This window comes from Rhizobium sp. SVR5-9E (genome assembly GCF_056755095.1).
Genome location: NZ_JBNDHS010000029.1, coordinates 1 through 24,807 on the forward strand (window position 1 = coordinate 1; position 24,807 = coordinate 24,807).

Genomic DNA, 24,807 nt, shown 5'->3' on the forward strand with positions numbered 1-24,807 from the left:
CAGGACAATCAGGGCTTCGGACAGAAGCTGGGCGCGCCCGAAGTAGCGCCGCCTCCGGCCGCGAACACCTCCATGAGTGTGCTGTTGTCCCAGGGCTATGAAATCAAGGCTGCCGTTCCGAACGGCAACAAGTTCGTTGTGTTTATGCAGAAAGACCAGTCGGCCTATGCCTGCGAGATGCAGTCTCTGGCTGCCTCCCGGTGTGGGACCCTAAACTGACAAGGCGTGAGAAAGAATGTCTGTTCGTCGACTAGCCGAAGATCAATTCCAGCCTGCCGCATTCGCCTTCAATGACGAGAACGCGGCTTGGGCGGACAAGACGATCAAGAAATATCCCGCGGGCCGTCAGCAATCGGCAGTCATTCCGCTGTTGATGCGGGCGCAGGAGCAGGAGGGCTGGGTGACCCGCGCGGCGATCGAGAAGGTCGCCGACATTTTGGGCATGGCCTATATCCGCGTCCTCGAGATCGCGACCTTTTACACGCAGTTCCAGCTTGCTCCCGTCGGAACGCGCGCGCACGTTCAGGTGTGCGGCACCACGCCCTGCATGTTGCGCGGCGCCGAAGGTCTGATAAAGGTCTGCAAGAGCAAGATCCATGATCATCCCTTCGAGAGGAACGCCGAGGGCACGCTCTCCTGGGAGGAAGTCGAATGTCTCGGCGCCTGTGTCAACGCGCCGATGGTGATGATCGGCAAGGACACCTACGAGGACCTGACGCCGGAGCGCCTGGAAGAGATCATCCATTCCTTCGATGCCGGCATTGGCGCAAGCGTCACGCCCGGCCCGCAGATCGACCGTCATTTCTCGTCGCCCGCAGGTGGCCCGACGACGCTTCTGACGGCGGACCCAAAGCCGACGGCGAAGACCTCCGCCAAGCAGCCCGCAGAAGACGCGGTAAGCCTGCCTCCCGCCGAGGCCGGCCGGCCGAAGAGCACGGACGCTGAAACCAATCCAGCACTGAAGACGCCCCACACGGCGCCCAAGTCCGCGGCGAAAAACGCGAAAGCTGCGGAAACGCAGCCGCTTTCCGGAACGGCTGCAAGCGTTTCGGAAGCGAAGACGCCGGGCAGCAAGGGGCAGGGGGCTCCGGTCGCGGCAAAGCCGTCGCTGACCGACAAGAACCGCCCGGCTGGCATCGAAAAACCGGCAGCGCCGGACGATTTCAAGTTGATCTCGGGCGTCGGTCCGAAGATCGAAAGCACTTTGAACGAACTCGGCATCTTCACCTACGCACAGGTCGCAGGCTGGAAGAAGGCCGAGCGCGAATGGGTCGACGGATACTTGAATTTCAAGGGCCGCATCGAGCGCGACGACTGGGTCAAGCAGGCCAAGGCGCTCGCCAAGGGCGGCGAAGCGGAATATATCAAGGTCTTCGGTAAGAAGCCGCGGTAAGAGGTGAAGCATGTTACAAGATAAAGACCGCATCTTTACCAACATCTACGGCCTCAAGGACAAATCCCTGAAAGGCGCGATGAGCCGCGGCCATTGGGACGGCACCAAGCAGATCCTGGAAAAGGGCCGCGACTGGATCGTCAACGAGATGAAGGCCTCCGGCCTTCGCGGCCGTGGTGGCGCAGGCTTTCCGACTGGTCTGAAGTGGTCCTTCATGCCGAAGGAAAGCGATGGCCGCCCGCACTATCTCGTCGTCAATGCCGACGAGTCGGAGCCGGGGACCTGCAAGGACCGCGACATCATGCGTCACGATCCGCATACGCTGATCGAAGGCTGCGTTATCGCGAGCTTCGCGATGGGTGCCAATACCGCCTACATCTACGTCCGTGGCGAATATATCCGCGAGCGTGAAGCCCTGCAGGCAGCGATCGACGAATGCTATGATTACGGTCTGCTCGGCAAGAACAACAAGCTCGGCTGGGACATGGACATCTTCGTCCACCACGGCGCCGGCGCGTATATCTGCGGCGAGGAAACCGCGCTGCTCGAAAGCCTGGAGGGCAAGAAGGGCCAGCCGCGCCTGAAGCCGCCGTTCCCGGCCAATATGGGTCTCTACGGCTGCCCGACGACGGTCAACAACGTCGAGTCGATCGCCGTCGCGCCGACGATCCTTCGCCGTGGTGCAGCCTGGTTCTCCTCGATCGGCCGTCCGAACAATGTCGGCACCAAGCTCTTCATGCTCTCCGGCCACGTCAACAAGCCGTGCACCGTCGAAGAAGAGATGGGCATCACCTTCCGCGAGCTCGTCGATCGTCATGGCGGCGGCATCCGCGGCGGCTGGGACAACCTGCTTGCCGTCATTCCCGGTGGCGCATCGTGCCCGATCGTTCCTGCCAAGGACATCATCGACTGCCCGATGGATTTCGACGGTCTGCGTGCAGTCGGTTCGTCCTTCGGTACGGCCGCCGCGATCGTCATGGACAAGTCCACCGACGTCATCAAGGCGATCGCCCGCATCTCGGCTTTCTTCAAGCACGAGAGCTGCGGCCAGTGCACGCCGTGCCGCGAAGGCACCGGCTGGATGTGGCGCGTGATGGAGCGCATGGCCAAGGGCAATGCCCACAAGCGCGAGATCGACATGCTCTTCCAGGTAACGAAGCAGATCGAAGGCCACACCATCTGCGCGCTCGGCGACGCCGCCGCATGGCCGGTGCAAGGTCTGATCCGTAATTTCCGCCCGGAAATCGAGGCGCGTATCGACCAGTACACGGCGAGCGCACTGGATCACGGCGCGGTCCTCGAAGCTGCGGAGTAGAAAGATGAAGGCATCTCACAGTGCATGGAAGGAAGGCGCGACCGATCTCTCGGCCGACTTCGGCCGGCTTGCTGTCGAGATGCTGGAGCGTACTTTGCCGGTGCATCCGCTGATGGCGCCGCCCGTCGCCGCGATGGCGGCCGCGACCGCGATCGGTTTCGGCTTCTCGACGCAGATGGCGGGTGCATTCCTGGGCGCGATGCAGGGTGCGTTCGAGGCTACGCACAGATTGGCGGAAGCGCTCGACGACACGCCGCCGGAAGAACCCAAGCCGGAAGTGCGGATCAAGCCGGAACATATCCGGCCGGCAGCGGTGAAGACGGCCAAGCTTGCGATTGTCCCGGTAGCGGAACAGAAGGCATCGGCGCCGAGGCAACCTGCGGCGCCAAAGAAGCCGACGGTACGAGCAAGGAAAGCCGACGACCTGAAGCGGATTGCCGGCATCGGGCCGAAGCTGGAGCAGGTGTTGAACGCAAGGGGCATTCGGACCTTTGCCGAGATCGCGGCCTGGACGGATGCGGATATCGCCAAGATCGACGCCGAACTCGGTTTCGACGGCCGCATCGCCCGTGATGATTGGACGGGTCAGGCGAAGGCGCTTGTTGCGAAGGGCCGCAAGCGGACTTGATCTTTTGCGGCTGCCGCAAAGCAGCCGCGGACCCGGTTTCGGTTGCCGAAGCCGGATAGAGAATTTGGGCGACACCGGTGCCTGCGGGGACAAAATCCTGCCTGGCAGCGGCAAATGTTGCAGAATGGGTTTGTTTGCCGCCATCCGGCGAACAGGAAACAGGACTGAGTGACGATGGCAAAACTGAAGATTGACGGCAACGAGATCGAAGTCCCGGATCATTTTTCGCTGCTGCAGGCATGCGAAGAGGCTGGTGCTGAAGTTCCGCGCTTCTGCTTCCACGAGCGGCTGTCGGTCGCCGGTAATTGCCGCATGTGTCTTGTCGAAGTGAAGGGCGGCCCGCCGAAGCCGCAGGCATCCTGCGCCATGGGCGTGCGCGACATCCGCGGCGGCCCGAACGGCGAATTGCCCGAAGTCTTCACCAACACGCCGATGGTCAAGAAGGCCCGCGAAGGCGTGATGGAATTCCTGCTGATCAACCATCCGCTCGACTGCCCGATCTGCGACCAGGGCGGCGAATGCGACCTGCAGGACCAGGCGATGGCTTTCGGCATCGATACGTCCCGCTATCAGGAAGACAAGCGCGCCGTCGAAGACAAGTACATCGGCCCGCTCGTCAAGACGGTCATGAACCGCTGCATTCACTGCACGCGTTGCGTCCGCTTCACGACGGAAGTTGCCGGTATCTCGGAACTCGGTCTGATCGGCCGCGGCGAAGACGCCGAAATCACCACCTATCTCGAGCAGGCGATGACCTCCGAGCTGCAGGGCAACATCGTCGACCTTTGCCCGGTTGGTGCGCTGACCTCGAAGCCTTTCGCCTTCACGGCCCGTCCGTGGGAACTGAACAAGACGGAATCGATCGACGTCATGGACGCGCTTGGTTCGGCGATCCGCGTCGATACCCGCGGCCGCGAGGTCATGCGCGTCCTGCCGCGCGTCAACGAAGCCATCAATGAAGAGTGGATCTCCGACAAGAGCCGCTTCATCTGGGACGGCCTGAAGACGCAGCGTCTGGATCGCCCTTACGTTCGCAAGGATGGCCGTCTCCAGCCAGCGACATGGGCAGAAGCCTTCGGCGCCATCAAGACGGCCGTCGCTGCAGCGACCGGCGACAAGATCGGCGCTGTTGCCGGTGACCTCGCTTCCGTCGAGGAAATGTACGCGCTCTCCGAGCTGGTGAAGTCGCTCGGCTCCGAGAACCTCGATTGCCGCCAGGATGGAACGGCACTTGATCCGTCGCTCGGCCGCGCAAGCTACATCTTCAACCCGACGATCCAGGGCATCGAAGAAGCGGACGCACTTCTCATCATCGGCGCCAATCCGCGCTACGAAGCCTCGGTGCTCAACGCCCGCATCCGCAAGCGCTGGCGCCGGGGTGGTTTCCCGATCGGTGTGATCGGCGAAGCCGCCGACCTGCGCTATCAGTACGAATATCTCGGCTCCGGCCCGGACACGCTGAAGGAGCTGGTTGACGGCAACCATGGCTTCGCCTCGGTCCTGACCGAGGCCAAGAAGCCGTTGATCATCATCGGGCAGGGCGCTCTGGCGCGTGGCGACGGTGCCGGTGTGCTCGCAAGCGCTGCAAAGCTCGCGGACGCTGTCGGTGCTGTTGTGGACGGCTGGAACGGTTTTGCCGTGCTTCATACGGCCGCTTCGCGCGTCGGGGGCCTCGATCTCGGTTTCGTGCCAGGCACCAAGGGCGTCAATGCCGCTGACATGCTCGCCTCGATGGATGTGCTCTTCCTGCTCGGTGCAGACGAGCTCGATTTCTCGCGCAAGGCTGCCAAGCTCACGGTCTATATCGGTTCGCATGGCGACAACGGCGCGCACAATGCCGATGTCATTCTGCCGGCTGCCGCCTACACCGAAAAGTCGGGCATCTGGGTCAACACCGAAGGCCGCGTCCAGATGGGCAACCGTGCCGGTTTCGCACCCGGCGACGCGCGCGAAGACTGGGCGATCCTGCGTGCGCTTTCCGACGTCCTCGGCAAGAAGCTTCCCTTTGACTCGCTTGCCGAACTGCGCTCGAAACTCTATGCCGTGTTCCCGCATTTCGCGGCCCTCGACGAGATCGCACAACCAGACAGCGCCAAAATTGCCGCACTGGCCAAAAAAGCCGGGAAGATGAACAAATCCGGGTTTGCTTCACCCGTCAAAGACTTCTATTTGACGAACCCGATAGCGCGTGCCTCGGCTGTCATGGCCGAATGCTCCGCATTGGCCCGCAACAACTTCAAAGTCGCGGCAGAGTAAGGGCAGGGGACCATGGACTCATTCTTTTCGACATATGTCTGGCCGGGCCTCATCATGGTCGGCCAGTCGCTTCTCCTCTTGGTCTGCCTTCTGATCTTCATCGCCTATGTCCTGCTTGCCGACCGCAAGATCTGGGCAGCGGTGCAGCTTCGCCGCGGCCCGAACGTCGTCGGTCCCTTCGGCCTTTTCCAGTCCTTCGCCGACCTTCTGAAGTTCGTCTTCAAGGAGCCGATCATTCCGGCGGGCGCAAACAAGGTCGTGTTCCTGCTCGCACCGCTCGTCACCGTGCTTCTGGCGCTGTCCACCTGGGCTGTCGTACCGCTGGCGGATGGCTGGGTCATCGCCAACATCAACGTCGGCATTCTCTACATCTTCGCGATCTCGTCGCTCGAAGTGTACGGCATCATCATGGGCGGCTGGGCTTCGAACTCGAAGTACCCGTTCCTTGGCGCGCTTCGCTCGGCGGCGCAGATGGTGTCCTACGAAGTCTCGATCGGCTTCGTCATCGTCACCGTTCTCCTCTGCGTCGGTTCGCTGAACATGACGGACATCGTTCTTTCGCAGCAGACCGGCCTCGGCACCAAGCTCGGCCTGCCACCGTCGTTCCTCGACTGGCACTGGCTGTCACTGTTCCCGATGTTCATCGTCTTCTTCATCTCGGCTCTGGCTGAAACCAATCGTCCGCCCTTCGACCTTCCGGAAGCAGAATCAGAGTTGGTTGCCGGCTTCATGGTCGAATACGGCTCTTCGCCGTACATGATGTTCATGCTCGGCGAATACGCGGCCGTCTGCCTGATGTGCGCGCTGACGACGATCCTCTTCCTCGGCGGCTGGCTGCCTCCGGTTGACGTTTGGTTCCTGAATTGGGTACCGGGCATCATCTGGTTCACGCTGAAGGCGTGCCTGGTGTTCTTCATGTTCGCGATGGTCAAGGCTTTCGTGCCGCGCTACCGCTACGACCAGCTGATGCGCCTCGGCTGGAAGGTCTTCCTTCCGCTGTCGCTCGCCATGGTCGTCATCGTTGCATTCGTGCTGAAACTGACGGGATGGGCATGATGATGTCCGCCGTTGTTTCCAGCAAATTTGGAGGTTGAAGATGGCTAGCTTGTCTAACGCCGTCAGCTCGCTGTTCCTCAAGGAATTCGTCGGCGCATTCTTCTTGTCGATGCGCTATTTCTTCCGTCAGAAGGCGACGATCAATTACCCCTTCGAGAAGAATCCGGTCAGCCCGCGGTTCCGCGGCGAACATGCGTTGCGCCGCTATCCGAACGGTGAGGAGCGCTGCATCGCCTGCAAGCTCTGCGAAGCGATCTGTCCAGCTCAGGCGATCACCATCGAGGCGGGTCCCCGCCGCAACGACGGCACGCGCCGCACCGTGCGATATGACATCGACATGGTGAAGTGCATCTATTGCGGCTTCTGCCAGGAAGCGTGCCCGGTCGATGCCATCGTCGAAGGCCCGAACTTCGAGTTCGCCACGGAAACCCGCGAAGAACTTTATTTCGACAAGCAGCGGCTTCTCGATAATGGAGATCGCTGGGAGCGCGAAATCGCCCGCAACATTGCGATAGATGCGCCATACCGTTGATCGGAATTTGAAATGCCGCGCGGCGGGCACTTGCCTCCCGCGGTCAACATGCACCGGAGCTGTTGCTGGCTTGACGCTCGCGAAGCTCCATCGGGCAGGGAACTCCCGGCTGCCCGGGGGAAGATGAAAAAGGCACCAACATGGGTCTGCAGGCTCTATTTTTCTATCTTTTCGCCTTTGTCGCGGTAGCGTCGGCGTTCATGGTCATCTGGGCAAAGAACCCGGTTCACTCGGTTCTGTTCCTCATCGTGACCTTCTTCAATGCCGCTGGCCTGTTCCTGCTCTTGGGAGCTGAGTTCCTGGCGATGATCCTGCTCGTCGTCTATGTCGGCGCGGTCGCGGTTCTCTTCCTTTTCGTGGTGATGATGCTCGACATCGACTTCGCGGAGCTGCGCGCGGGCGTCCTCGAATATGCGCCGGTCGGCGCGCTGATCGGCCTGATCCTTGCGGCCGAACTGATCATCGTCGCCGGCGGCAGCGTGATCTCGCCCAACGTCGCAAAGAACGTCGGCATGCCGATCCCGGCCATTACCGAGCGCACCAATACCGCCGCGCTCGGCGATGTGCTCTATACGAACTACATCTTCTACTTCCAGATCGCCGGTCTGGTCCTTCTCGTCGCCATGATCGGCGCGATCGTGCTGACGCTCAAGCACCGCACCAACATCCGCCGGCAGAATATTTCCAGACAGGTTGCCCGCACGCCCGAGACCGCCGTCGAGGTGGTCACGGTCAAGCCGGGGCAGGGCGTCTGAGGCAGGGACAAGGAACAAAGAACATGGTCATCGGTCTTTCCCATTACCTGACGGTCAGCGCCATCCTCTTCACGATCGGCATCTTCGGCATCTTCCTCAACCGGAAGAACGTCATCATCATCCTGATGTCGGTCGAACTCATCCTGCTCTCGGTCAACATCAACATGGTCGCCTTCTCGTCGTTCCTCAACGACATCGTCGGCCAGGTCTTCGCACTATTCATTCTGACGGTTGCCGCGGCCGAAGCGGCGATCGGTCTTGCAATTCTCGTTGTCTTCTACCGTAACCGCGGCTCGATCGCGGTCGAAGACGTCAATATGATGAAGGGCTGAGTGGCTCATGTTCCTCTATAAGGCTATTGTCTTTCTTCCCTTGATCGGCGCGATCATCGCCGGCTTTTTCGGCCGTGCGATCGGTGCAAAGGCGTCGGAATACGTCACATCCGGTCTGCTGGTCATCGCCGCCATTCTTTCCTGGTACGTCTTCTTCACGGTCGGCTTGGGTCATCTCGAGGGTGGGCCGATCAAGGTCGAGGTGCTGCGCTGGATCCAGTCCGGTGGCATCGATTCTTCCTGGTCGCTGCGCATCGATACGCTCACCTCCGTCATGCTGATCGTCGTCAACACGGTCTCGTCGCTCGTACACATCTACTCGATCGGATACATGCATCATGATCCGCATCGCCCGCGCTTCTTCGCCTATCTCTCGTTCTTTACCTTCGCCATGCTGATGCTGGTGACCTCCGACAACCTGCTGCAGCTGTTCTTCGGCTGGGAGGGCGTTGGCCTTGCGTCCTATCTGCTGATCGGTTTCTGGTACAAGAAGCCGTCGGCGAACGCAGCCGCGATGAAGGCTTTCATCGTCAACCGCATTGGCGATTTCGGTTTCCTTCTCGGCATTGCCGCTGTGTTCTACCTTTTCGGTTCGATCGGCCTTGATACGATCTTCGGCAACGCCTCGAGCTTCGCCCCTGCGGAAAGCGGAGGTGAGGGCGGTCAGATCGTTCTCAATTTCCTCGGTATGCACCTCGACAAGTCGCATGCGCTGACAGCGGCCTGCCTCCTGCTCTTCATGGGCGCCATGGGTAAATCCGCGCAGGTCCCGCTGCATACCTGGCTGCCGGATGCCATGGAAGGCCCGACGCCGGTTTCAGCACTCATCCATGCCGCAACCATGGTGACTGCAGGTGTCTTCCTTGTCGCCCGCATGTCGCCGCTCTTTGAACTTTCGCCGGACGCTCTGACCGTCATTACGGTCGTCGGCGCGATCACTGCCTTCTTCGCGGCAACCGTCGGCCTCGTGCAGAACGACATCAAGCGCGTCATCGCCTACTCGACCTGCTCGCAGCTCGGCTATATGTTCGTGGCGCTCGGCGTCGGGGCATATGGCGCGGCGATCTTCCACCTCTTTACGCACGCCTTCTTCAAGGCGCTGCTGTTCCTCGGCGCCGGCTCCGTGATCCATGCCGTCGATGGCGAGCAGGACATGCGCCACATGGGCGGCCTTCGCGGGCACATTCCGATGACGTTCGCGATGATGACGATCGGCACGCTGGCGCTGACCGGCGTCGGCATTCCCTTCACGCCGATCGGTTTCGCCGGCTTCTTCTCCAAGGACGTGATCATCGAGGCTGCGTTTGCCTCGCACTCTCCGGCAGCAGGCTTCGCCTTTACGCTGCTGGTGATCGCGGCTCTGTTCACGAGCTTCTATTCCTGGCGCCTTATCTTCCTCACCTTCTTCGGCCGGCCGCGCGCCTCCCATGAGGTGATGCACCACGTTCACGAATCTCCGCAGGTCATGCTCGTGCCGCTCTACATTCTGGCGATCGGTGCAGTCTTCGCCGGCGTCCTGTTCGAAGGCCGCTTCTACGGCGAGGAGTATGCCGAGTTCTGGAAGGGCGCGCTCTTCACCAGCGCCGAGAACGAACTACTGGAAGAATTCCACCACGTTCCGGTTTGGGTAGGCCTCAGCCCCTTCATCGCGATGCTCATCGGCTTCGTCACGGCCTGGTATATGTACATCAAGTCGCCGTCGACGCCGCGCACGCTCGCGCACCAGCACCGGGTGCTCTACCGGTTCCTGCTCAACAAGTGGTACTTCGACGAGCTTTACGATTTTCTCTTCGTCCGTACCGCAAAGGGCCTCGGCCGCTTCCTTTGGCAGAAGGGTGACATCGGCGTCATCGATACCTACGGACCGAACGGCGTTGCCGCCCGTGTCCTCGACGTCACCAATCGCGTGGTCCGTCTGCAGACCGGTTACCTTTATCACTATGCCTTCGCCATGCTGATCGGCATTGCGGCGCTCGTTACCTGGATGATGCTCGGGAGTTCTATCTGATGACCGATTGGCCTATCATTTCAACGGTCATCTTCTTGCCGATGGTCGGTGTGTTACTGCTGTTGTTCATGCGCGACGACGGCCCACACGGTCGCCAGAACGTCATGATCATTTCGCTCGTGACGACCATTGTCACCTTCCTTCTCTCTCTGGTCGTCTGGTTCGGCTTCGATGGTAACAGCCCCAGCTACCAGATGGTGGAGCAATACGCCTGGATGGCGAACGGGATCTCCTACCACGTCGGCGTCGACGGAATTTCAGTTCTGTTCGTCGTCCTCGCGACTTTCCTGATGCCTTTCGGCGTGTTGACGAGCTGGAATGCGATTACGCTGCGCCCCCGGGATTACATGATCGCCTTCCTGGTCTTGGAAACGCTGATCATCGGCGTTTTCGCCTCCATGGACATTGTCCTCTTCTACGTGTTCTTCGAAGCCAGCCTTATCCCGATGTTCCTGATCATCGGTGTGTGGGGCGGACCTCGGCGCATCTACGCGACGTTCAAGTTCTTCCTCTACACGCTGCTTGGCTCCATCTTCATGCTGATCGCCATCATTGCGTGCTATATCGAGGTTGGCTCGACGTCGATCCCGGCACTCCTCGGCCATCATTTCTCCCCGGAAATGCAGACGTGGCTCTGGCTTGCGTTCTTCGCGTCCTTTGCCGTCAAGGTACCGATGTGGCCCTTCCACACCTGGTTGCCGGACGCGCACGTCGAGGCTCCTACGGCTGGCTCCGTCGACCTTGCAGCGTTGCTCCTGAAGTTCGGCGGCTATGGCTTCCTGCGGTTCTCCCTGCCGATGTTCCCGCATGCGTCGGAGTACTTCGCGCCGCTCATCTTCGGTCTGTCGATAACCGCCATCATCTACGCATCGCTGGTGTCGCTGATGCAGACCGACATCAAAAAGATGATCGCTTATTCGTCGGTGGCGCATATGGGCTACGTGACGATGGGTATCTTCGCCGTGAACCAGGAAGGCATTCATGGTGCGATCTTCCAGATGCTGTCGCACGGCATCATCTCGGGCGCGCTCTTCCTCTGCGTCGGCGTCATCTATGAACGCACCCATACCCGCGACATCTCGCACTATGGCGGCGTGGTCAGCACGATGCCGCGGTATGCCACCGCTCTGATGGTATTCACCATGGCCAATGTCGGCTTGCCGGGAACATCCGGTTTCGTCGGCGAGTTTCTGACGGTGATCGGCATATTCCGCGTCAACACCTGGGTCGCAATTTTCGCGGCCTCAGGTGTGATCCTGTCGGCTGCCTATATGCTCTGGCTTTATCGTCGCATCATCTTTGGTGCGCTCGAAAGGCAATCGATCAAGGAGCTGCTGGATATCTCCTTCCGCGAGAAGTTCATCGTTTATCCCTTGATGGCGGTGATCATCTTCTTCGGTATCTATCCTGCTCCGGTCTTTGATGCGTCGGCTGCTTCAGTGGATCTGCTAATCAACAATTACCGCGCGGCAGTCGACGCCCTGCCGAGCACCGCACTGCTTGTGAAATGATGACGGGACTTTGGAAATGACTGCTGAAACACTCTTTGCCAGCCTGCATCTTTCCGCGCCGGAACTCATCCTGGCGGTCGGCGCCCTTGTCCTGCTCATGATCGGCGTATTCGCGGGCGAGCGGTCCGGGCGCGTGGTGAGCGTGCTCGCGATGATCCTGTTTGCCGCGTCGGCGCTCTGGCTGATCTTCGTGCCGGCCGAAGGCGTTGCTTATGGCGGTGTCTACCGGGCGGACGGCTTCTCCCGCTTCATGAAGGTGACGGCGCTTATCGGCTCCTTCGCGGCGCTTTTCATGTCGATTGGCCACGCAAGGGAAAATCAGCTCGACAAGTTCGAGTTTCCGGTCCTGGTCGTGCTCGCCACGCTAGGCGTCCTGCTGATGATCTCGGCAAACGACCTGATCGCCCTTTATCTCGGCCTCGAGTTGCAGTCGCTGTCAATCTACGTCATCGCGGCAATCAACCGCGAGAACCTGAAGTCCTCGGAAGCTGGCCTCAAGTACTTCGTTCTTGGTGCGCTTTCTTCAGGCTTGCTGCTCTACGGAATGTCGCTGGTTTATGGCTTCACAGGCCACACGCAGTTCGTCGCCATCGCTCAGGCGCTTTCCGTCGAAGGCGCGCGGTCGCTCGGCCTGATCTTCGGGCTGGTCTTCATCCTCGCAGGCATCGCCTTCAAGCTTTCGGCCGTTCCTTTCCACATGTGGACCCCGGACGTCTACGAAGGCGCCCCGACGCCGGTCACTGCCTTCCTTGCAAGCGCGCCGAAGGTTGCTGCGATGGCGATGATGACGCGCATCGTCATCACTGCCTTCCAGCCGATCATCGCCGACTGGCAGCAGGTGGTGGTGTTCGTCTCGATCGCGTCGATGGTGCTCGGGTCCTTTGCCGCGATCGGCCAGAGGAACATCAAGCGCCTGATGGCCTATTCCTCGATCGGTCACATGGGCTTTGCACTGGTCGGGCTCGCCGCCGGCAACCCCGACGGCGTAGCCGGCGTGATGCTTTACATGCTCATCTATCTCGTCATGTCCCTCGGCAGCTTCGCGATTATCATGTCGATGCGCCGCAAGGACGGCACAGTCGTTGAAGCCGTTGATGAACTCGCCGGCCTTTCGAGCACGAACCCCTTCATGGCGACGATCCTGACGATCCTGATGTTCTCGCTCGCGGGCATTCCGCCGCTTGCAGGCTTCTTCGCGAAGTACTTCGTCTTCGTGGCCGCCGTCGAGGCCAAGCTTTACGCGCTCGCCCTCATCGGCCTTCTGTCATCGGTCGTCGGCGCCTACTACTATCTGCGTATCATCAAGCTGATGTGGTTCGATGAAGCGACGGATGAGTTCGGCCGCGTGCCCGGCGCGCTTCGCTTGGTCTTCGGCCTTTCTGGAGCATTCGTTCTGGCGTATATCTTTTTTGCCGGGCCGATCGGTGTTGCGACCGAGCTTGCGGCGGCGACTCTCTTTTGATGGCGTCTCCCACACGGCGCCGGATATCGCTCGGCGATTTCCGGCACGAGGCGCTGTCTGAAACGTCATCCACGAATAGCGAATGCCTTGCCCGAGCCCGGGCTGGCGACCCCGGGTTCCTCTGGGTGACCGCCGAAAGGCAGACGAGCGGACGCGGTCGCCGTGGCCGCGCCTGGGCGTCGGAACGGGGAAATCTCTACGCTTCTCTTCTTTTGATCGAGCCGGCGCCGGTGGAGCGCCTGGCGTCGCTTCCGCTGGCGATCGCGGTTGCCGTGCATCAGGCGATCCGGATGGTTCTGCCGCCGGGCAGCGCACCGCTTGAGGTGAAGTGGCCGAACGACATTCTGATCTGCCGCAAGAAGACCTGTGGAATTCTCGTGGAAGGCGAACGGCTGGACGATGGCCGTCAGGCTTTGGTCATCGGGATCGGCGTCAATGTCTCGGTCATGCCGGACAGTCCGCTCTATCCGGTCACCTGTCTGCGTGAGCATGGAAGTGCTGCCTCTCCGGAAGAGCTCTTTGCCCATCTCTTCCGCTCGATGGCAGAGGTGCTCGACATCTGGAGCGAGGGGCGCGGCATTCGCGAGATTGCCGCCCGCTGGCGCGATGTCGCTTGCGGCATCGGGGAGAAGATCACGGTCAATCTGCCGGACCGTTCGATTTCCGGGCAATTCGTCGGAATTGATGATAATGGCTTGTTGATGCTTAAAACCGGCGCGGGCAAGATGATGCAGATTGCCGCCGGAGATGTGTTTTTTGGATAGCTGAGCTTATGGCAAAACAGGACGAACTGGTATTTCTGCCTCTGGGCGGCGTCGGCGAAATTGGAATGAATCTCGCGCTGTACGGTTATGGCCGGGCGGATAACCGCCAGTGGATCATGGTTGACTGCGGCGTCACCTTTCCCGGCCCGGACCTGCCGGGCGTCGATCTGGTGCTGCCGGATATCGGTTATCTCGCCAAGGAGCGTAAGAACCTCAAGGCGATCATCATCACACATGCGCATGAGGATCACTATGGCGCGCTGGCCGACCTTTGGCCGGGCCTGAATGTTCCCGTCTACGGTTCGCCGTTCACAGCAGGGCTGCTGGAAGCCAAGCGCAATTTCGAGAAGGACGCAATCGGCGAGGTGCCGGTCACAATCTTCAAGGCCGGCGATACCATCAATGTCGGTCCGTTCAGCATCGAGGGCGTCGCTGTCAACCACTCGATCCCCGAGCCGATGTCGCTGATGATCCGCACGCCTCTGGGGAACGTCATTCATACCGGCGACTGGAAGATCGACCACGAGCCTTCGCTTGGGCCGCTCACCAACGAGACCCGCTTCCGCCAACTCGGCGATGAAGGCGTGTTGGCTCTGATGTGCGATTCCACCAATGCGCTGCGTGACGGTGTGTCGCCGTCCGAGAAAGACGTTTCGGAAAGCCTTGCCAAGATCATCGAGGATGCCGAAGGCCGGGTGGCGGTTACCACCTTCTCCTCCAACGTCGGCCGCATCCGCACCATTGCCGAGGCCGCTGAGGCTGCTGGCCGTGAAGTCCTGCTGCTTGGAAGTTCGCTGAAGCGCGTCGTCGACGTCTCGCGCGATATCGGGCTGATGGAAGGTATCAAGCCGTTCATCGCGGAAGACGAGTATGGCTATATTCCGCGTGACAAGGTCGTGGTTATCCTGACCGGCAGCCAGGGCGAGCCGCGTGCCGCACTCGCCAAGCTTTCGCGTGACGAGATGCGCAACGTCGCATTCTCCGCCGGCGATATCGTTGTCTTCTCGTCGCGCGCCATACCGGGAAACGAGAAGGCGATTCAGGACATCAAGAATGGTCTCATCGAGCAGGGCGTGCACGTCATCACCGACAGCGAGGCCTTGGTTCACGTCTCCGGTCATCCTCGCCGCAATGAGCTGCAGAAGATGTACGAGCTGACGCGGCCGAAGATCGTCGTGCCGGTGCACGGCGAGGCAACGCACCTGACCGCGCACAAGGAGCTGGCGGAGCAATCCGGTATCGGCATGGTGCCGCGCGTGCGTAACGGTGACGTGCTGCGCCTGGCGCCTGGTCCGGCCGAAGTCATCGACGAGGCGCCGCACGGGCGGATTTACAAGGACGGCTTGCTTATCGGCGATTTCGACGAAATGGGCATTGGCGAGCGCAAGAAGCTTTCCTATGTCGGCCATGTCGCCGTCAACGTCGTGATCGACAGCCGCTTTGACATCATCGGCGACCCTGACCTGGTTGCGGTCGGGCTTCCGGTCTTTGACGACGAGGGCGACGACATGGAAGACGCACTCTTTGACGCCGTCGTCGGCGCAATAGAAAGCATTCCGCGCGCCCGCCGCAAGGACCTTAATATGCTGCAGGAGGCAGTGCGCCGGGCGGTCCGCGCCGCGGCGAACCAGATCTGGGGCAAGAAGCCGGTCGTGACGGCGTTCATTACCAAGGTATGATCCGATGCTGGGCCGCGTGAACCACATCGCCATCGTCGTTCCCGATCTTGCTGCAGCAACGGCAAGCTATCGCGATACGCTCGGTGCGAAGGTTTCCGCGCCGCAGCCGCTGCCTGAGCATGGCGTTACCGTCGTCTTCGTGGAGTTGCCGAACACGAAAGTAGAGCTGCTGGAGCCGCTCGGTGAAAATTCGCCCGTCGCCGCCTTCCTGGAAAAGAGTCCATCCGGCGGCATGCACCACATCTGCTACGAGGTCGCGGATATTCTTGCGGCGCGCGACCACCTTGTGAATGCCGGGGCGAGGGTGCTGGGCAGCGGCGAACCGAAGACCGGTGCCCATGGCAAGCCGGTCCTCTTCCTGCACCCGAAGGATTTCTTTGGTACCCTGATCGAGCTGGAACAGGTCTAGCTGGTCCGTCGGAACAGAAGAACCGGAAGACCGTTTGAGCTCTCCGTTATTCCGCTCTATAAGCGTATCTGTTGCGATGTTCGCAGCCGCACCTCGGGACATAAGAATGCTGCAGATTTTTCTACAGGGCTTTGCGGTCTATTTCATCGTGTGGTGGATCACGCTCTTTGCGGTGTTGCCCATCGGCCTGCGCACCCAAGCGGAGGATAACGAGGTCGTTCTCGGCACCGTTCCGAGCGCGCCGACGCGGTTTCGGGCGCTCTTCACCTTCTCGCTGACGACGATCATCTCGGCGGTCGTCTATGTCGCCTGGTATGTTTCGTCGACTTATTTCGGCTGGGGGTTCGATGCCCTCCCGCAGATCGGCCCCCATTTCCAATAATTGGAGCTTTTGCTCGATCTTTGAGCATATGCCGTTGTTCTAATTAAAAATCCCTGTCATACGCGCGTCACAAAAGTGCGGCAGAGAACTCACGCAACGGCATGTGGCCTTACCGTTACGTCAGAAACGGCTTTCTGCAGGTGATGGCTGATAAAAAACCAAAAAAAAACAAGGCTGAAAGCCTTGTTTCAAGTATCGCGTGATCTGTACCGTTGCCGGGGCTGCGATGAACGCGCCTAAGATCTGATCCTCCCAAGACTTGACCGCGAAATTCGACAGGGATTGAACTCCCTGCCTGTTTTGTAAGCTAAAGCTAGCTCAAAGAATGGGCTTTGTCACCAGCTTTTTTTGCATTTTTGCTACAGTTGAGAAGAAAATTCCTGTTGATGACATTTTGACGCAAGCCGTTCAAAAAGCCCGCTTTTTCCAACAGGGGCATCTTTTGACGGTAAACTTGCGGCTACGGAAGGGCGCCTGCGCCCAACGCGGGTTTCTTTCCGGCCGCGAAGCGGTTATGAACGCTCCCAATACCAATGATCGCCGTCGATTCCGTATGAGATGCGGAATCCCAACTGCTCTGGAATCCGTCATGCGTCTGTCCCGCTATTTTATGCCCATCCTTAAGGAAAACCCCAAGGAGGCGGAAATCGTCTCTCACCGGCTGATGCTGCGAACCGGAATGATCCGCCAGCAGTCTCAGGGCATCTATTCCTGGCTGCCGCTCGGCAAGCGGGTTCTCGACAAGGTCAACAACATCATCCGCGAGGAGCAGAACCGTGCGGGCGCCACCGAGCTTCTGATGCCGACGCTCCAGTCCGCCGAACTCTGGCAGGAGAGCGGGCGCTACGACGCCTATGGCAAGGAGATGCTACGCATCAAGGACCGGCAGGACCGGCCGATGCTTTACGGACCGACGAACGAGGAAATGGTGACGGATATCTTCCGTTCCTACGTCAAGTCCTACAAGAACCTGCCGCTCAATCTCTATCACATTCAGCTGAAGTTCCGCGACGAGATCCGCCCGCGCTTCGGCACCATGCGCTCGCGCGAATTCCTGATGAAGGATGCCTATTCCTTCGATCTGACGCGCGAAGGTGCCGAGCATTCCTACAACAAGATGTTCACGGCCTACCTGCGTACCTTCGACCGCCTGGGCCTGCGCGCCATTCCGATGCGCGCCGACACCGGCCCGATCGGCGGCAACTTGAGCCACGAGTTCATCATCCTAGCGGATACGGGCGAATCCGAAGTCTTCTGCCACAAGGATTTCGTCAATTTCGATATTCCGGCTGCAGATACGGACTTCGACAGCGTCGAGGGCCTGAAGGCCGTCTTCGACAAGTGGACCTCGCTCTACGCTGCAACGTCCGAAATGCATGACGAGGCCGCTTTCAACGCGGTGCCGGAGGGCGATCGTCTCTCCGCTCGCGGCATCGAGGTCGGGCATATTTTCTATTTTGGTACGAAATACTCCGAGCCGATGGGCGCCAGGGTGCAGGGTCCGGACGGCAAAGAACACGCCGTTCACATGGGTTCTTACGGGATCGGCCCGACGCGCCTTGTTCCCGCCATCATCGAAGCATCGCATGATGAGAACGGAATCATCTGGCCGGCTTCCGTCGCTCCCTTCGATGCGATCGTGATCAACATGAAGGCGGGCGACGGTGCCTGCGACGCAGCCTGCGAGAAGATCTACGTGGCGCTGTCGAATGCAGGCAAGGACGTTCTCTACGACGATACCGACGATCGCGCCGGAACGAAGTTCGCCACGGCCGATTTGATCGGTGTGCCCGTCCAGATCATCGCCGGTCCGCGCGCGGTCGCGAACGGCGAAGTGGAAATAAAGGACCGCAAGACCGGTGCCCGTGAAACGATGACCATCGACGCGGCGATCAACAAGCTCTTGGCGTAAGGCTGAACGGAGGCGAAATGGCAGAAGCGGCGGTGGACCAGCGGGGTTCGAAATCTGGCTTTGGTCCGGCAAGCAGCCCATTTTCTGCCTTCGAACGCCTTGTGGCGTGGCGCTACCTGCGCGCCCGCCGCAAGGAGGCCTTCATCTCTGTCATTGCCGGCTTTTCCTTCGTAGGCATCATGCTCGGCGTGGCGACGCTGATCATCGTCATGGCGGTGATGAACGGGTTCCGCACCGAGCTGATCTCGCGCATTCTCGGCATCAACGGCCATATGATCGTCCAGCCGGTAGACGGTCCCTTTAACGACTATGCGGCATTGACTGACAAGTTTGCAGCAGTGCCGGGCATCAAGATGGCGCTGCCGCTGGTCGAGGGGCAGACGCTGGCCTCGGGGCAGGCGGGTGCCGGAACCGGCGCGCTGGTGCGCGGCATTCGTGCGGAAGACCTTACCAAGCTCAAGACGGTTTCCGATAACATCAAGTCCGGGGACATGGTGGGCTTCGCCTCCGGGCAGGGCGTTCTCGTCGGTTCCGGCATGGCAACGCAGCTCGGCCTGCAGCCGGGCGATACGATCACGCTGATCTCGCCGGAAGGCGATGTGACGCCGATGGGCATCAATCCGCGCGTCAAGTCATATACCGTTTCCGGCATCTTCGAGATCGGCATGTCGGAATATGACGCGGCGATCATCTACATGCCGCTCGAAGAGGCGCAGCTCTATTTCAATGCCGAGGGGCTCGTTCAGTCGATCGAACTGTTCGCAAACAACCCTGATGATATCGACAATCTCCGTCCGAAGGTGGAGGCGGCGGCTGGCCGCCAGATCGCGATCACGGACTGGCGGCAGCGCAACCAGACCTTCTTTTCCGCCCTTGAGGTCGAGCGCAACGTCATGTTCATGATCCTGACGCTGATCGTCATCGTTGCGGCGCTGAACATCATCTCCGGCCTGATCATGCTGGTGAAGGACAAGGGCAGCGATATCGCCATCCTTCGCACCATGGGTGCGACTTCCGGCTCGATCATGCGCATCTTCTTCATGACCGGTGCTGCGATTGGTATCGTCGGCACCGTTGCCGGCGTGCTGCTCGGCGTGATCGTCTGCATCAATATCGAATCGATCCGCGAATTCTTCTCCTGGGTCTCGGGCACGGTGCTTTTCGATCCGCAGCTTTATTTCCTCAGCCAGCTGCCGGCGGAGATGAATCTCGGTGAAACGCTTTCCGTCGTCATCATGGCGCTGACGCTCTCCTTCCTTGCGACCATTTTCCCGGCCTGGCGAGCATCTCGGCTCGATCCGGTGCAGGCGCTCCGCTACGAATAAGGAATGCTGATTTCAATGAATCGGAACGTCGTTCTCAAGCTTTCCGGCGTCGAGCGTCACTATGGCCAGGGCGAAACGCTGCTTAGCATTCTCAAGGGCGCCGATTTTGCCCTTCATAGCGGCGAGATCGTTGCGCTGGTTGCCCCATCGGGGACGGGCAAATCGACGCTGCTGCACGTGGCCGGGCTGCTGGAACATCCCGATGCCGGCGAAGTCATGATCAATGGCCATGCCTGCGAAGGACTGTCGGATGAAAAGCGCACCGCGATCCGCCGTAGCGAGATCGGCTTCGTCTATCAGTTCCACCACCTCCTGCCGGAATTCTCGGCGCTCGAAAACATCATGATGCCGCAGATGATCGCCGGCCTTCCGCGCAAGGAGGCTGCCGAACGTGCAACGCAGCTGCTCGACTATATGCGCATCGGCCATCGCGGCACCCACCGGCCAGCCGAGCTATCGGGCGGCGAGCAGCAGCGCGTCGCGATTGCGCGTGCCGTCGCCAATGCGCCGGCGCTGCTTTTGGCCGACGAGCCGACCGGGAACCTCGATCCCGAAACCGCGAGCTACGTCTTTGACGCCCTCGAGGCGCTCGTCCGGCAGTCCGGACTCGCGGCACTGATCGCCACGCACAATCACGAACTCGCCCGCCGCATGGACCGCCGCGTGACCATCAGCGAGGGCAAGCTCGTCGAGTTCTGAGAGACGCGCAGCAGGTCTACTTTCCGCAGATAGCCTGACCGGTCTCGTCGGTCCAGTCCTGTATGGCGATTGTCTTCGGCGCGGCCTTAACGCTCTTGCCGTCCTTCTGCAGGCTTCCGGTCAGGGCGTTGTAATCGCAGGAACCGCCGGCATTGGGATCGAGCGTGTCATAATGCGTATAGGTGTAGCCGGCGACGATGAATTGCTTGTCTCGATAGGCAAGCGTCAATGTCTGATCCCAACGATCGCGGCCCATCGCGCTGTTCTGTGAGTGGATCGCAATCGACGACTTGCCGGCTGCCTTGACCGACGGCTCCTGCCCGAACACGCCGTCAGCGTCGGCACTGCCCCAGATCTTGCCAGGCGCGCTCACGGCAAGCCGCAGGAGCTGATGATCCTGGTCTCGAAGATAGATGTAGATGCCTATCTCGCCGCCGTCTTCCGAAGCCGCCGCCAGAACTGCGAGGTCCTGCAGGCCATCCTGATCCCAGTCACCCGTGGCGGCGTCGACGATGCGTGCGGGATCGATCGTTTCAGCCGAGGCAGCAGTGGCAAGGAACGCCCAGCAAAGAATGGTAACTACAATCTTCATGATTTGTTCTCCAGCCTTCCGTCGTTAACCAAACGGAAGAGATTCCTGTTGACACCAGAACAATAGCGGAACAAAGTAAAAACATAACAAGTAAAGGAGAGCCAAATGACTGACCTGATCCGTGATATCGCAGCATTCACCTCCATCGCAATGTTCGTAGCCAGCTTCTCGCTGATTCTGATGTCAATGTAATTTTTTGAGGGGACTGTATAACTTCATACAGCCCGAATAGGGGACTACTTCTGGACATCGCTGCCGGCAACCTCGACAATGCAGCCGATTCATTCGGGCGATTGAAAGGGCATGACATGGCAGATGCAGAGAGCGGTATCATCGGCGGTACGCCGGGTTTCGTCCATCTGCGTGTTCATTCCGCCTACTCGCTCCTCGAAGGCGCGTTGCCGCTGAAGAAAATCCTCTACAAGGCGTCCGGCGACAGCCAGCCGGCGATCGCCATCACAGATACCAACAACCTGTTCGTCGCTCTCGAGTTTTCGCAGAAAGCGATGGAGGAGGGGCTGCAGCCGATCATCGGCTGCCAGCTGTCGATCGACATGGAAGACGGACTGGAGACCGAGAAGCGCGGCGGTCAGCAGGCGTTGCTCAAGCTGCCGTCGATCGTCGTGCTTGCCGCAACCGCCGCAGGCTATGAGCGGCTGGTCGATCTCGTCAGCCGCGCTTACCTCGGCGGCGAGGACAACCAGGCGATCCATATCCGCGCGTCCTGGCTGGAGGAGGCTGGCACCGAGGGATTGGTCGCGCTGACAGGCGCGCTCGGCGGTCCCATCGACATGGCGCTGAAGCACGGCCATGCTGCACAGGCCGAGAGCCGGCTGCTCACCCTGAAGCGCCTCTTCGCAGACAGACTCTATGTCGAGCTGCAGCGCCACGGAACCTACGACAAGCGCCATGAGCAAAGGGTCGTGGGGCTTGCCTACGATCACGACCTGCCGCTGGTGGCAACCAACGAGGCATTCTTTCCGACGCGCGACGACTATGATGCCCATGACGCCTTGATGGCCGTTGCGCACAACGCCATCGTTTCCGACGACAGCCGCTTCCGCCTGACGCCCGATCATTATCTGAAGAGCCGCGCCGAAATGGCAAAGCTCTTTGCCGATCTGCCGGAAGCGCTGGAAAACACGGTCGAGATCGCCCGCCGCTGCTCCTTCATTCTGAAGACCCGCAAGCCGATCCTGCCGCGCTTCACCGGCGCGACGGCGGATGCCGAGGAGGCGGAACGCGCTGAGGCGCTCGAACTCCGCCGCCAGGCGGAAGAGGGGCTCGACATGCGCCTTGCGACGCTCGGCATGTCGGCGGGCTACGAGGAAAAGGATTACCGGGAGCGGCTCGAATTCGAACTGAGCGTCATCGAGCGCATGAAGTTTCCGGGTTACTTCCTGATCGTTGCCGATTTCATCAAATGGGCCAAGCAGCATGATATTCCGGTCGGCCCCGGCCGCGGTTCGGGCGCCGGCTCGCTCGTCGCCTATGCGCTGACGATCACCGATGTTGATCCGCTGCGCTTCTCGCTGCTCTTCGAACGCTTCCTCAATCCGGAACGCGTCTCGATGCCCGACTTCGACATCGACTTCTGCCAGGACCGCCGCGAAGAGGTGATCCGCTACGTTCAGAAGAAATACGGCCGCGAGCAGGTGGCGCAGATCATCACCTTCGGTTCGCTGCAGGCACGTGCCGCTCTCCGCGACGTCGGCCGCGTGCTGGAAATGCCCTATGGCCAGGTCGACAAGATCTGCAAGCTGGTGCCGAACAACCCGGCCAATCCGACGCCGCTCTCCAAGGCGATCGAGGAGGAGCCGAAGCTTCAGGAGGAGGCGGCGAAGGAGCCGGTGGTAGCGCGTCTGCTTGACATTGCGCAGAAGATCGAAGGCCTTTACCGCCACGCTTCGACGCATGCCGCGGGCATCGTCATCGGCGACCGTCCGCTGTCAAAGCTGGTTCCGATGTATCGCGATCCGCGCTCCGACATGCCGGTCACCCAGTTCAACATGAAGTGGGTGGAGCAGGCCGGTCTCGTCAAGTTCGACTTCCTCGGGCTGAAGACGCTGACGGTGCTGAAGGTTGCGGTCGATTTCGTCGCCAAGCGCGGCGTCAAGGTGGACCTTGCCTCGATCCCGCTCGACGACAAGAAGACCTACGAGATGCTGTCGCGCGGCGAAACGGTCGGCGTGTTCCAGGTTGAAAGTGCCGGCATGCGCAAGGCGCTGATCGGCATGAAGCCGGACTGCATCGAGGACATCATTGCGCTCGTGGCGCTCTACCGCCCAGGCCCGATGGAGAACATCCCGACCTACAATGCCCGCAAGCATGGCGAGGAAGAGGTCGAGTCGATCCATCCGACGATCGACTATCTGCTGAAGGAAACGCAGGGCGTCATCGTCTACCAGGAGCAGGTGATGCAGATCGCCCAGGTCCTGTCCGGTTATTCGCTCGGCGAAGCCGATCTTCTGCGCCGCGCCATGGGTAAGAAGATCAAGGCCGAGATGGACCAGCAGCGCGAGCGCTTCGTCGACGGTGCCGTCAAGAACGGCGTGTCGAAGCCGCAGGCCGACAACATCTTCGAGCTGCTGGCGAAGTTCGCAAACTACGGCTTCAACAAGTCGCACGCCGCGGCCTACGCCATCGTTTCCTACCAGACCGCCTACATGAAGGCGCATTACCCGGTGGAGTTCCTCGCCGCGTCGATGACGCTCGACATGTCGAACACGGACAAGGTCAACGATTTCCGTCAGGATGCCAAACGCCTCGGCATCGAGGTGATCGCGCCCTCCGTCCAGACCTCGTTCCGTCATTTCGAAACCGGCGACAACCGCATCTACTTTGCGCTCGCGGCCATCAAGGGTGTCGGCGAAAATGCCGTCGATCACGTTGTCCAGGTGCGCGGCGATACGCCGTTTGCGAGCATCGAGGATTTCTGCCTGCGCATCGACCCGCGCCAGGTCAACCGGCGCGTGCTGGAAAGCCTGATCTATGCCGGCGCCTTCGACTGCTTCGGCCAGGACCGTGCGCAGCTCGCAGCCGGCCTCGATCGCATCATGGGCTACGCGCAGCGCGCGCAGGAAAACAAGTTAAGCGGCCAGTCAGATATCTTCGGCGGTGCGCTGTCATCCGGGCCGGAGAAGATTGCGCTTCCGCCCTTTGCGCCCTGGCTCGCGTCCGAGCGGCTGCTCAAGGAGTTCCAGGTGCTGGGCTTTTATCTGACGGCTCACCCGCTCGACAGCTACAACAGCATCCTGCAGAAGATGCGTGTCCAGACCTTTGCGGAGTTCTCGACCGCGGTGAAGCAAGGGGCAACCAATGCCCGCCTTGCCGGGACCGTCATTTCGAAGCAGGAGCGCAAGACGCGCACCGGCAACAAGATGGGCATCATCGTCTTCTCGGATTCGTCGGGGCAGTTCGAAGCCGTTCTGTTCTCCGAAATGCTGAATCAGTACCGCGATGTGCTGGAGCCTGGAAAATCCTTCGTGCTCACGGCCACCGGCGAAGAGCGGCCGGAGGGCGTCGGGCTGCGCTTGCAGACGATCCAGTCACTCGAGGAAAAGTCGCTGCAGATGCAAAAGGCGCTGCGCGTCTATGTCCGCGATTCGGGCCCGCTGCGCGCCGTTGCGGCGCATCTCAACGCCAAGGGCGACGGCCTCGTTTCCTTCATCGTCATCAAGGAAGAGGGCAAGCGCGAGGTCGAAGTCGAGCTGCCGCAGAAATACCGCATCACGCCGGAGATTGCCGCCGCACTGCGCGCCGCACCCGGTATCATCGATGTCGAACTTGTCTAGGTC

Annotated in this window: 21 protein-coding genes; 20 read left to right on the plus strand and 1 reads right to left on the minus strand. The window is 60.5% G+C overall.

Features of this window, described 5'->3' with window-relative positions; genetic code table 11:
• The 19 genes from ACPYOJ_RS15250 to ACPYOJ_RS15340 all read left to right on the plus strand — a co-directional run.
• Positions 1-219 (plus strand): hypothetical protein (locus ACPYOJ_RS15250; protein ID WP_481417009.1); only part of this gene is annotated, 219 nt, incomplete at its 5' end.
• Positions 220-235: 16 nt separating this feature from the next.
• Entirely contained in the window at positions 236-1,393 is a 1,158-nt protein-coding gene (locus tag ACPYOJ_RS15255) for an NADH-quinone oxidoreductase subunit E (protein WP_481417010.1), read from the plus strand.
• A gap of 10 nt (positions 1,394-1,403) precedes the next feature.
• Complete coding sequence (nuoF, locus tag ACPYOJ_RS15260) at positions 1,404-2,708, plus strand: NADH-quinone oxidoreductase subunit NuoF (RefSeq protein WP_481417011.1); 1,305 nt, start codon at positions 1,404-1,406, stop codon at positions 2,706-2,708.
• A gap of 4 nt (positions 2,709-2,712) precedes the next feature.
• A complete protein-coding gene (locus ACPYOJ_RS15265; protein WP_481417012.1) occupies positions 2,713-3,336 on the plus strand; it encodes a 5' DNA nuclease in 624 nt (207 codons plus the stop codon).
• A 174-nt stretch (positions 3,337-3,510) separates the two neighbouring features.
• Positions 3,511-5,592 (plus strand): NADH-quinone oxidoreductase subunit NuoG, encoded by a 2,082-nt coding sequence (gene nuoG / locus ACPYOJ_RS15270; RefSeq protein WP_481417065.1) that lies wholly within the window; start codon positions 3,511-3,513, stop codon positions 5,590-5,592.
• A 12-nt stretch (positions 5,593-5,604) separates the two neighbouring features.
• A complete protein-coding gene (gene nuoH / locus ACPYOJ_RS15275) occupies positions 5,605-6,648 on the plus strand; it encodes an NADH-quinone oxidoreductase subunit NuoH (RefSeq protein WP_481417013.1) in 1,044 nt (347 codons plus the stop codon).
• A gap of 40 nt (positions 6,649-6,688) precedes the next feature.
• The gene (nuoI, locus tag ACPYOJ_RS15280; protein WP_481417014.1) at positions 6,689-7,180 is read left to right on the plus strand and encodes an NADH-quinone oxidoreductase subunit NuoI; all 492 of its coding nucleotides are present in this window, start codon (positions 6,689-6,691) and stop codon (positions 7,178-7,180) included.
• Positions 7,181-7,320: 140 nt separating this feature from the next.
• Entirely contained in the window at positions 7,321-7,935 is a 615-nt protein-coding gene (locus ACPYOJ_RS15285; protein WP_481417015.1) for an NADH-quinone oxidoreductase subunit J, read from the plus strand.
• A gap of 23 nt (positions 7,936-7,958) precedes the next feature.
• Positions 7,959-8,267, plus strand: a complete 309-nt coding sequence (gene nuoK, locus ACPYOJ_RS15290) for an NADH-quinone oxidoreductase subunit NuoK (protein WP_027508541.1) — start codon at positions 7,959-7,961, stop codon at positions 8,265-8,267.
• A gap of 7 nt (positions 8,268-8,274) precedes the next feature.
• Positions 8,275-10,275, plus strand: a complete 2,001-nt coding sequence (nuoL, locus tag ACPYOJ_RS15295; RefSeq protein WP_481417016.1) for an NADH-quinone oxidoreductase subunit L — start codon at positions 8,275-8,277, stop codon at positions 10,273-10,275.
• Positions 10,275-11,786: an NADH-quinone oxidoreductase subunit M gene (locus ACPYOJ_RS15300; RefSeq protein WP_481417017.1), complete on the plus strand. Its 1,512-nt coding sequence runs from the start codon at positions 10,275-10,277 to the stop codon at positions 11,784-11,786. Before nuoL ends, ACPYOJ_RS15300 begins: the two co-directional genes overlap by 1 nt.
• Positions 11,787-11,802: 16 nt before the next feature.
• A complete protein-coding gene (nuoN, locus tag ACPYOJ_RS15305; RefSeq protein WP_481417018.1) occupies positions 11,803-13,248 on the plus strand; it encodes an NADH-quinone oxidoreductase subunit NuoN in 1,446 nt (481 codons plus the stop codon).
• On the plus strand, positions 13,248-14,012 hold the full coding sequence (locus ACPYOJ_RS15310; RefSeq protein ID WP_481417019.1) for a biotin--[acetyl-CoA-carboxylase] ligase: 765 nt from the start codon (positions 13,248-13,250) through the stop codon (positions 14,010-14,012). Before nuoN ends, ACPYOJ_RS15310 begins: the two co-directional genes overlap by 1 nt.
• A gap of 8 nt (positions 14,013-14,020) precedes the next feature.
• Positions 14,021-15,691 carry a ribonuclease J gene (locus ACPYOJ_RS15315; protein ID WP_481417020.1) on the plus strand — a complete coding sequence of 557 codons (1,671 nt, stop codon included), beginning with the start codon at positions 14,021-14,023 and terminating at the stop codon, positions 15,689-15,691.
• Between the two features lie 4 nt (positions 15,692-15,695).
• A complete protein-coding gene (gene mce / locus ACPYOJ_RS15320) occupies positions 15,696-16,100 on the plus strand; it encodes a methylmalonyl-CoA epimerase (protein WP_481417021.1) in 405 nt (134 codons plus the stop codon).
• A gap of 106 nt (positions 16,101-16,206) precedes the next feature.
• Complete coding sequence (locus tag ACPYOJ_RS15325) at positions 16,207-16,482, plus strand: DUF1467 family protein (RefSeq protein ID WP_168829212.1); 276 nt, start codon at positions 16,207-16,209, stop codon at positions 16,480-16,482.
• A gap of 589 nt (positions 16,483-17,071) precedes the next feature.
• The gene (proS, locus tag ACPYOJ_RS15330; RefSeq protein ID WP_481417022.1) at positions 17,072-18,394 is read left to right on the plus strand and encodes a proline--tRNA ligase; all 1,323 of its coding nucleotides are present in this window, start codon (positions 17,072-17,074) and stop codon (positions 18,392-18,394) included.
• A 17-nt stretch (positions 18,395-18,411) separates the two neighbouring features.
• Positions 18,412-19,719 carry a lipoprotein-releasing ABC transporter permease subunit gene (locus ACPYOJ_RS15335; RefSeq protein ID WP_481417023.1) on the plus strand — a complete coding sequence of 436 codons (1,308 nt, stop codon included), beginning with the start codon at positions 18,412-18,414 and terminating at the stop codon, positions 19,717-19,719.
• A 15-nt stretch (positions 19,720-19,734) separates the two neighbouring features.
• The gene (locus ACPYOJ_RS15340; protein ID WP_481417024.1) at positions 19,735-20,418 is read left to right on the plus strand and encodes an ABC transporter ATP-binding protein; all 684 of its coding nucleotides are present in this window, start codon (positions 19,735-19,737) and stop codon (positions 20,416-20,418) included.
• 16 nt (positions 20,419-20,434) lie between these two features.
• On the opposite strand, the gene ACPYOJ_RS15345 is transcribed toward ACPYOJ_RS15340, so the two are convergent.
• Entirely contained in the window at positions 20,435-21,010 is a 576-nt protein-coding gene (locus ACPYOJ_RS15345; RefSeq protein WP_481417025.1) for a hypothetical protein, read from the minus strand.
• A 308-nt stretch (positions 21,011-21,318) separates the two neighbouring features.
• Between ACPYOJ_RS15345 and dnaE the strand changes: the two genes are divergently transcribed.
• Entirely contained in the window at positions 21,319-24,804 is a 3,486-nt protein-coding gene (dnaE, locus tag ACPYOJ_RS15350) for a DNA polymerase III subunit alpha (protein WP_481417026.1), read from the plus strand.
• Positions 24,805-24,807: the final 3 nt, after the last annotated feature.

Coding starts and splice junctions, on each gene's coding strand:
- nuoG (WP_481417065.1), top strand. CDS start 3,511: ATGGCAAAACTGAAGATTGACGGCAACGAGATCGAAGTCCCGGATCAT.
- ACPYOJ_RS15335 (WP_481417023.1), top strand. CDS start 18,412: ATGGCAGAAGCGGCGGTGGACCAGCGGGGTTCGAAATCTGGCTTTGGT.
- nuoL (WP_481417016.1), top strand. CDS start 8,275: ATGTTCCTCTATAAGGCTATTGTCTTTCTTCCCTTGATCGGCGCGATC.
- mce (WP_481417021.1), top strand. CDS start 15,696: ATGCTGGGCCGCGTGAACCACATCGCCATCGTCGTTCCCGATCTTGCT.
- nuoK (WP_027508541.1), top strand. CDS start 7,959: ATGGTCATCGGTCTTTCCCATTACCTGACGGTCAGCGCCATCCTCTTC.
- ACPYOJ_RS15315 (WP_481417020.1), top strand. CDS start 14,021: ATGGCAAAACAGGACGAACTGGTATTTCTGCCTCTGGGCGGCGTCGGC.
- ACPYOJ_RS15345 (WP_481417025.1), bottom strand. CDS start 21,010: ATGAAGATTGTAGTTACCATTCTTTGCTGGGCGTTCCTTGCCACTGCT.
- ACPYOJ_RS15340 (WP_481417024.1), top strand. CDS start 19,735: ATGAATCGGAACGTCGTTCTCAAGCTTTCCGGCGTCGAGCGTCACTAT.
- ACPYOJ_RS15255 (WP_481417010.1), top strand. CDS start 236: ATGTCTGTTCGTCGACTAGCCGAAGATCAATTCCAGCCTGCCGCATTC.
- ACPYOJ_RS15285 (WP_481417015.1), top strand. CDS start 7,321: ATGGGTCTGCAGGCTCTATTTTTCTATCTTTTCGCCTTTGTCGCGGTA.
- dnaE (WP_481417026.1), top strand. CDS start 21,319: ATGGCAGATGCAGAGAGCGGTATCATCGGCGGTACGCCGGGTTTCGTC.
- nuoN (WP_481417018.1), top strand. CDS start 11,803: ATGACTGCTGAAACACTCTTTGCCAGCCTGCATCTTTCCGCGCCGGAA.
- nuoH (WP_481417013.1), top strand. CDS start 5,605: ATGGACTCATTCTTTTCGACATATGTCTGGCCGGGCCTCATCATGGTC.
- nuoF (WP_481417011.1), top strand. CDS start 1,404: ATGTTACAAGATAAAGACCGCATCTTTACCAACATCTACGGCCTCAAG.
- ACPYOJ_RS15300 (WP_481417017.1), top strand. CDS start 10,275: ATGACCGATTGGCCTATCATTTCAACGGTCATCTTCTTGCCGATGGTC.
- proS (WP_481417022.1), top strand. CDS start 17,072: ATGCGTCTGTCCCGCTATTTTATGCCCATCCTTAAGGAAAACCCCAAG.
- nuoI (WP_481417014.1), top strand. CDS start 6,689: ATGGCTAGCTTGTCTAACGCCGTCAGCTCGCTGTTCCTCAAGGAATTC.
- ACPYOJ_RS15325 (WP_168829212.1), top strand. CDS start 16,207: ATGCTGCAGATTTTTCTACAGGGCTTTGCGGTCTATTTCATCGTGTGG.
- ACPYOJ_RS15265 (WP_481417012.1), top strand. CDS start 2,713: ATGAAGGCATCTCACAGTGCATGGAAGGAAGGCGCGACCGATCTCTCG.
- ACPYOJ_RS15310 (WP_481417019.1), top strand. CDS start 13,248: ATGGCGTCTCCCACACGGCGCCGGATATCGCTCGGCGATTTCCGGCAC.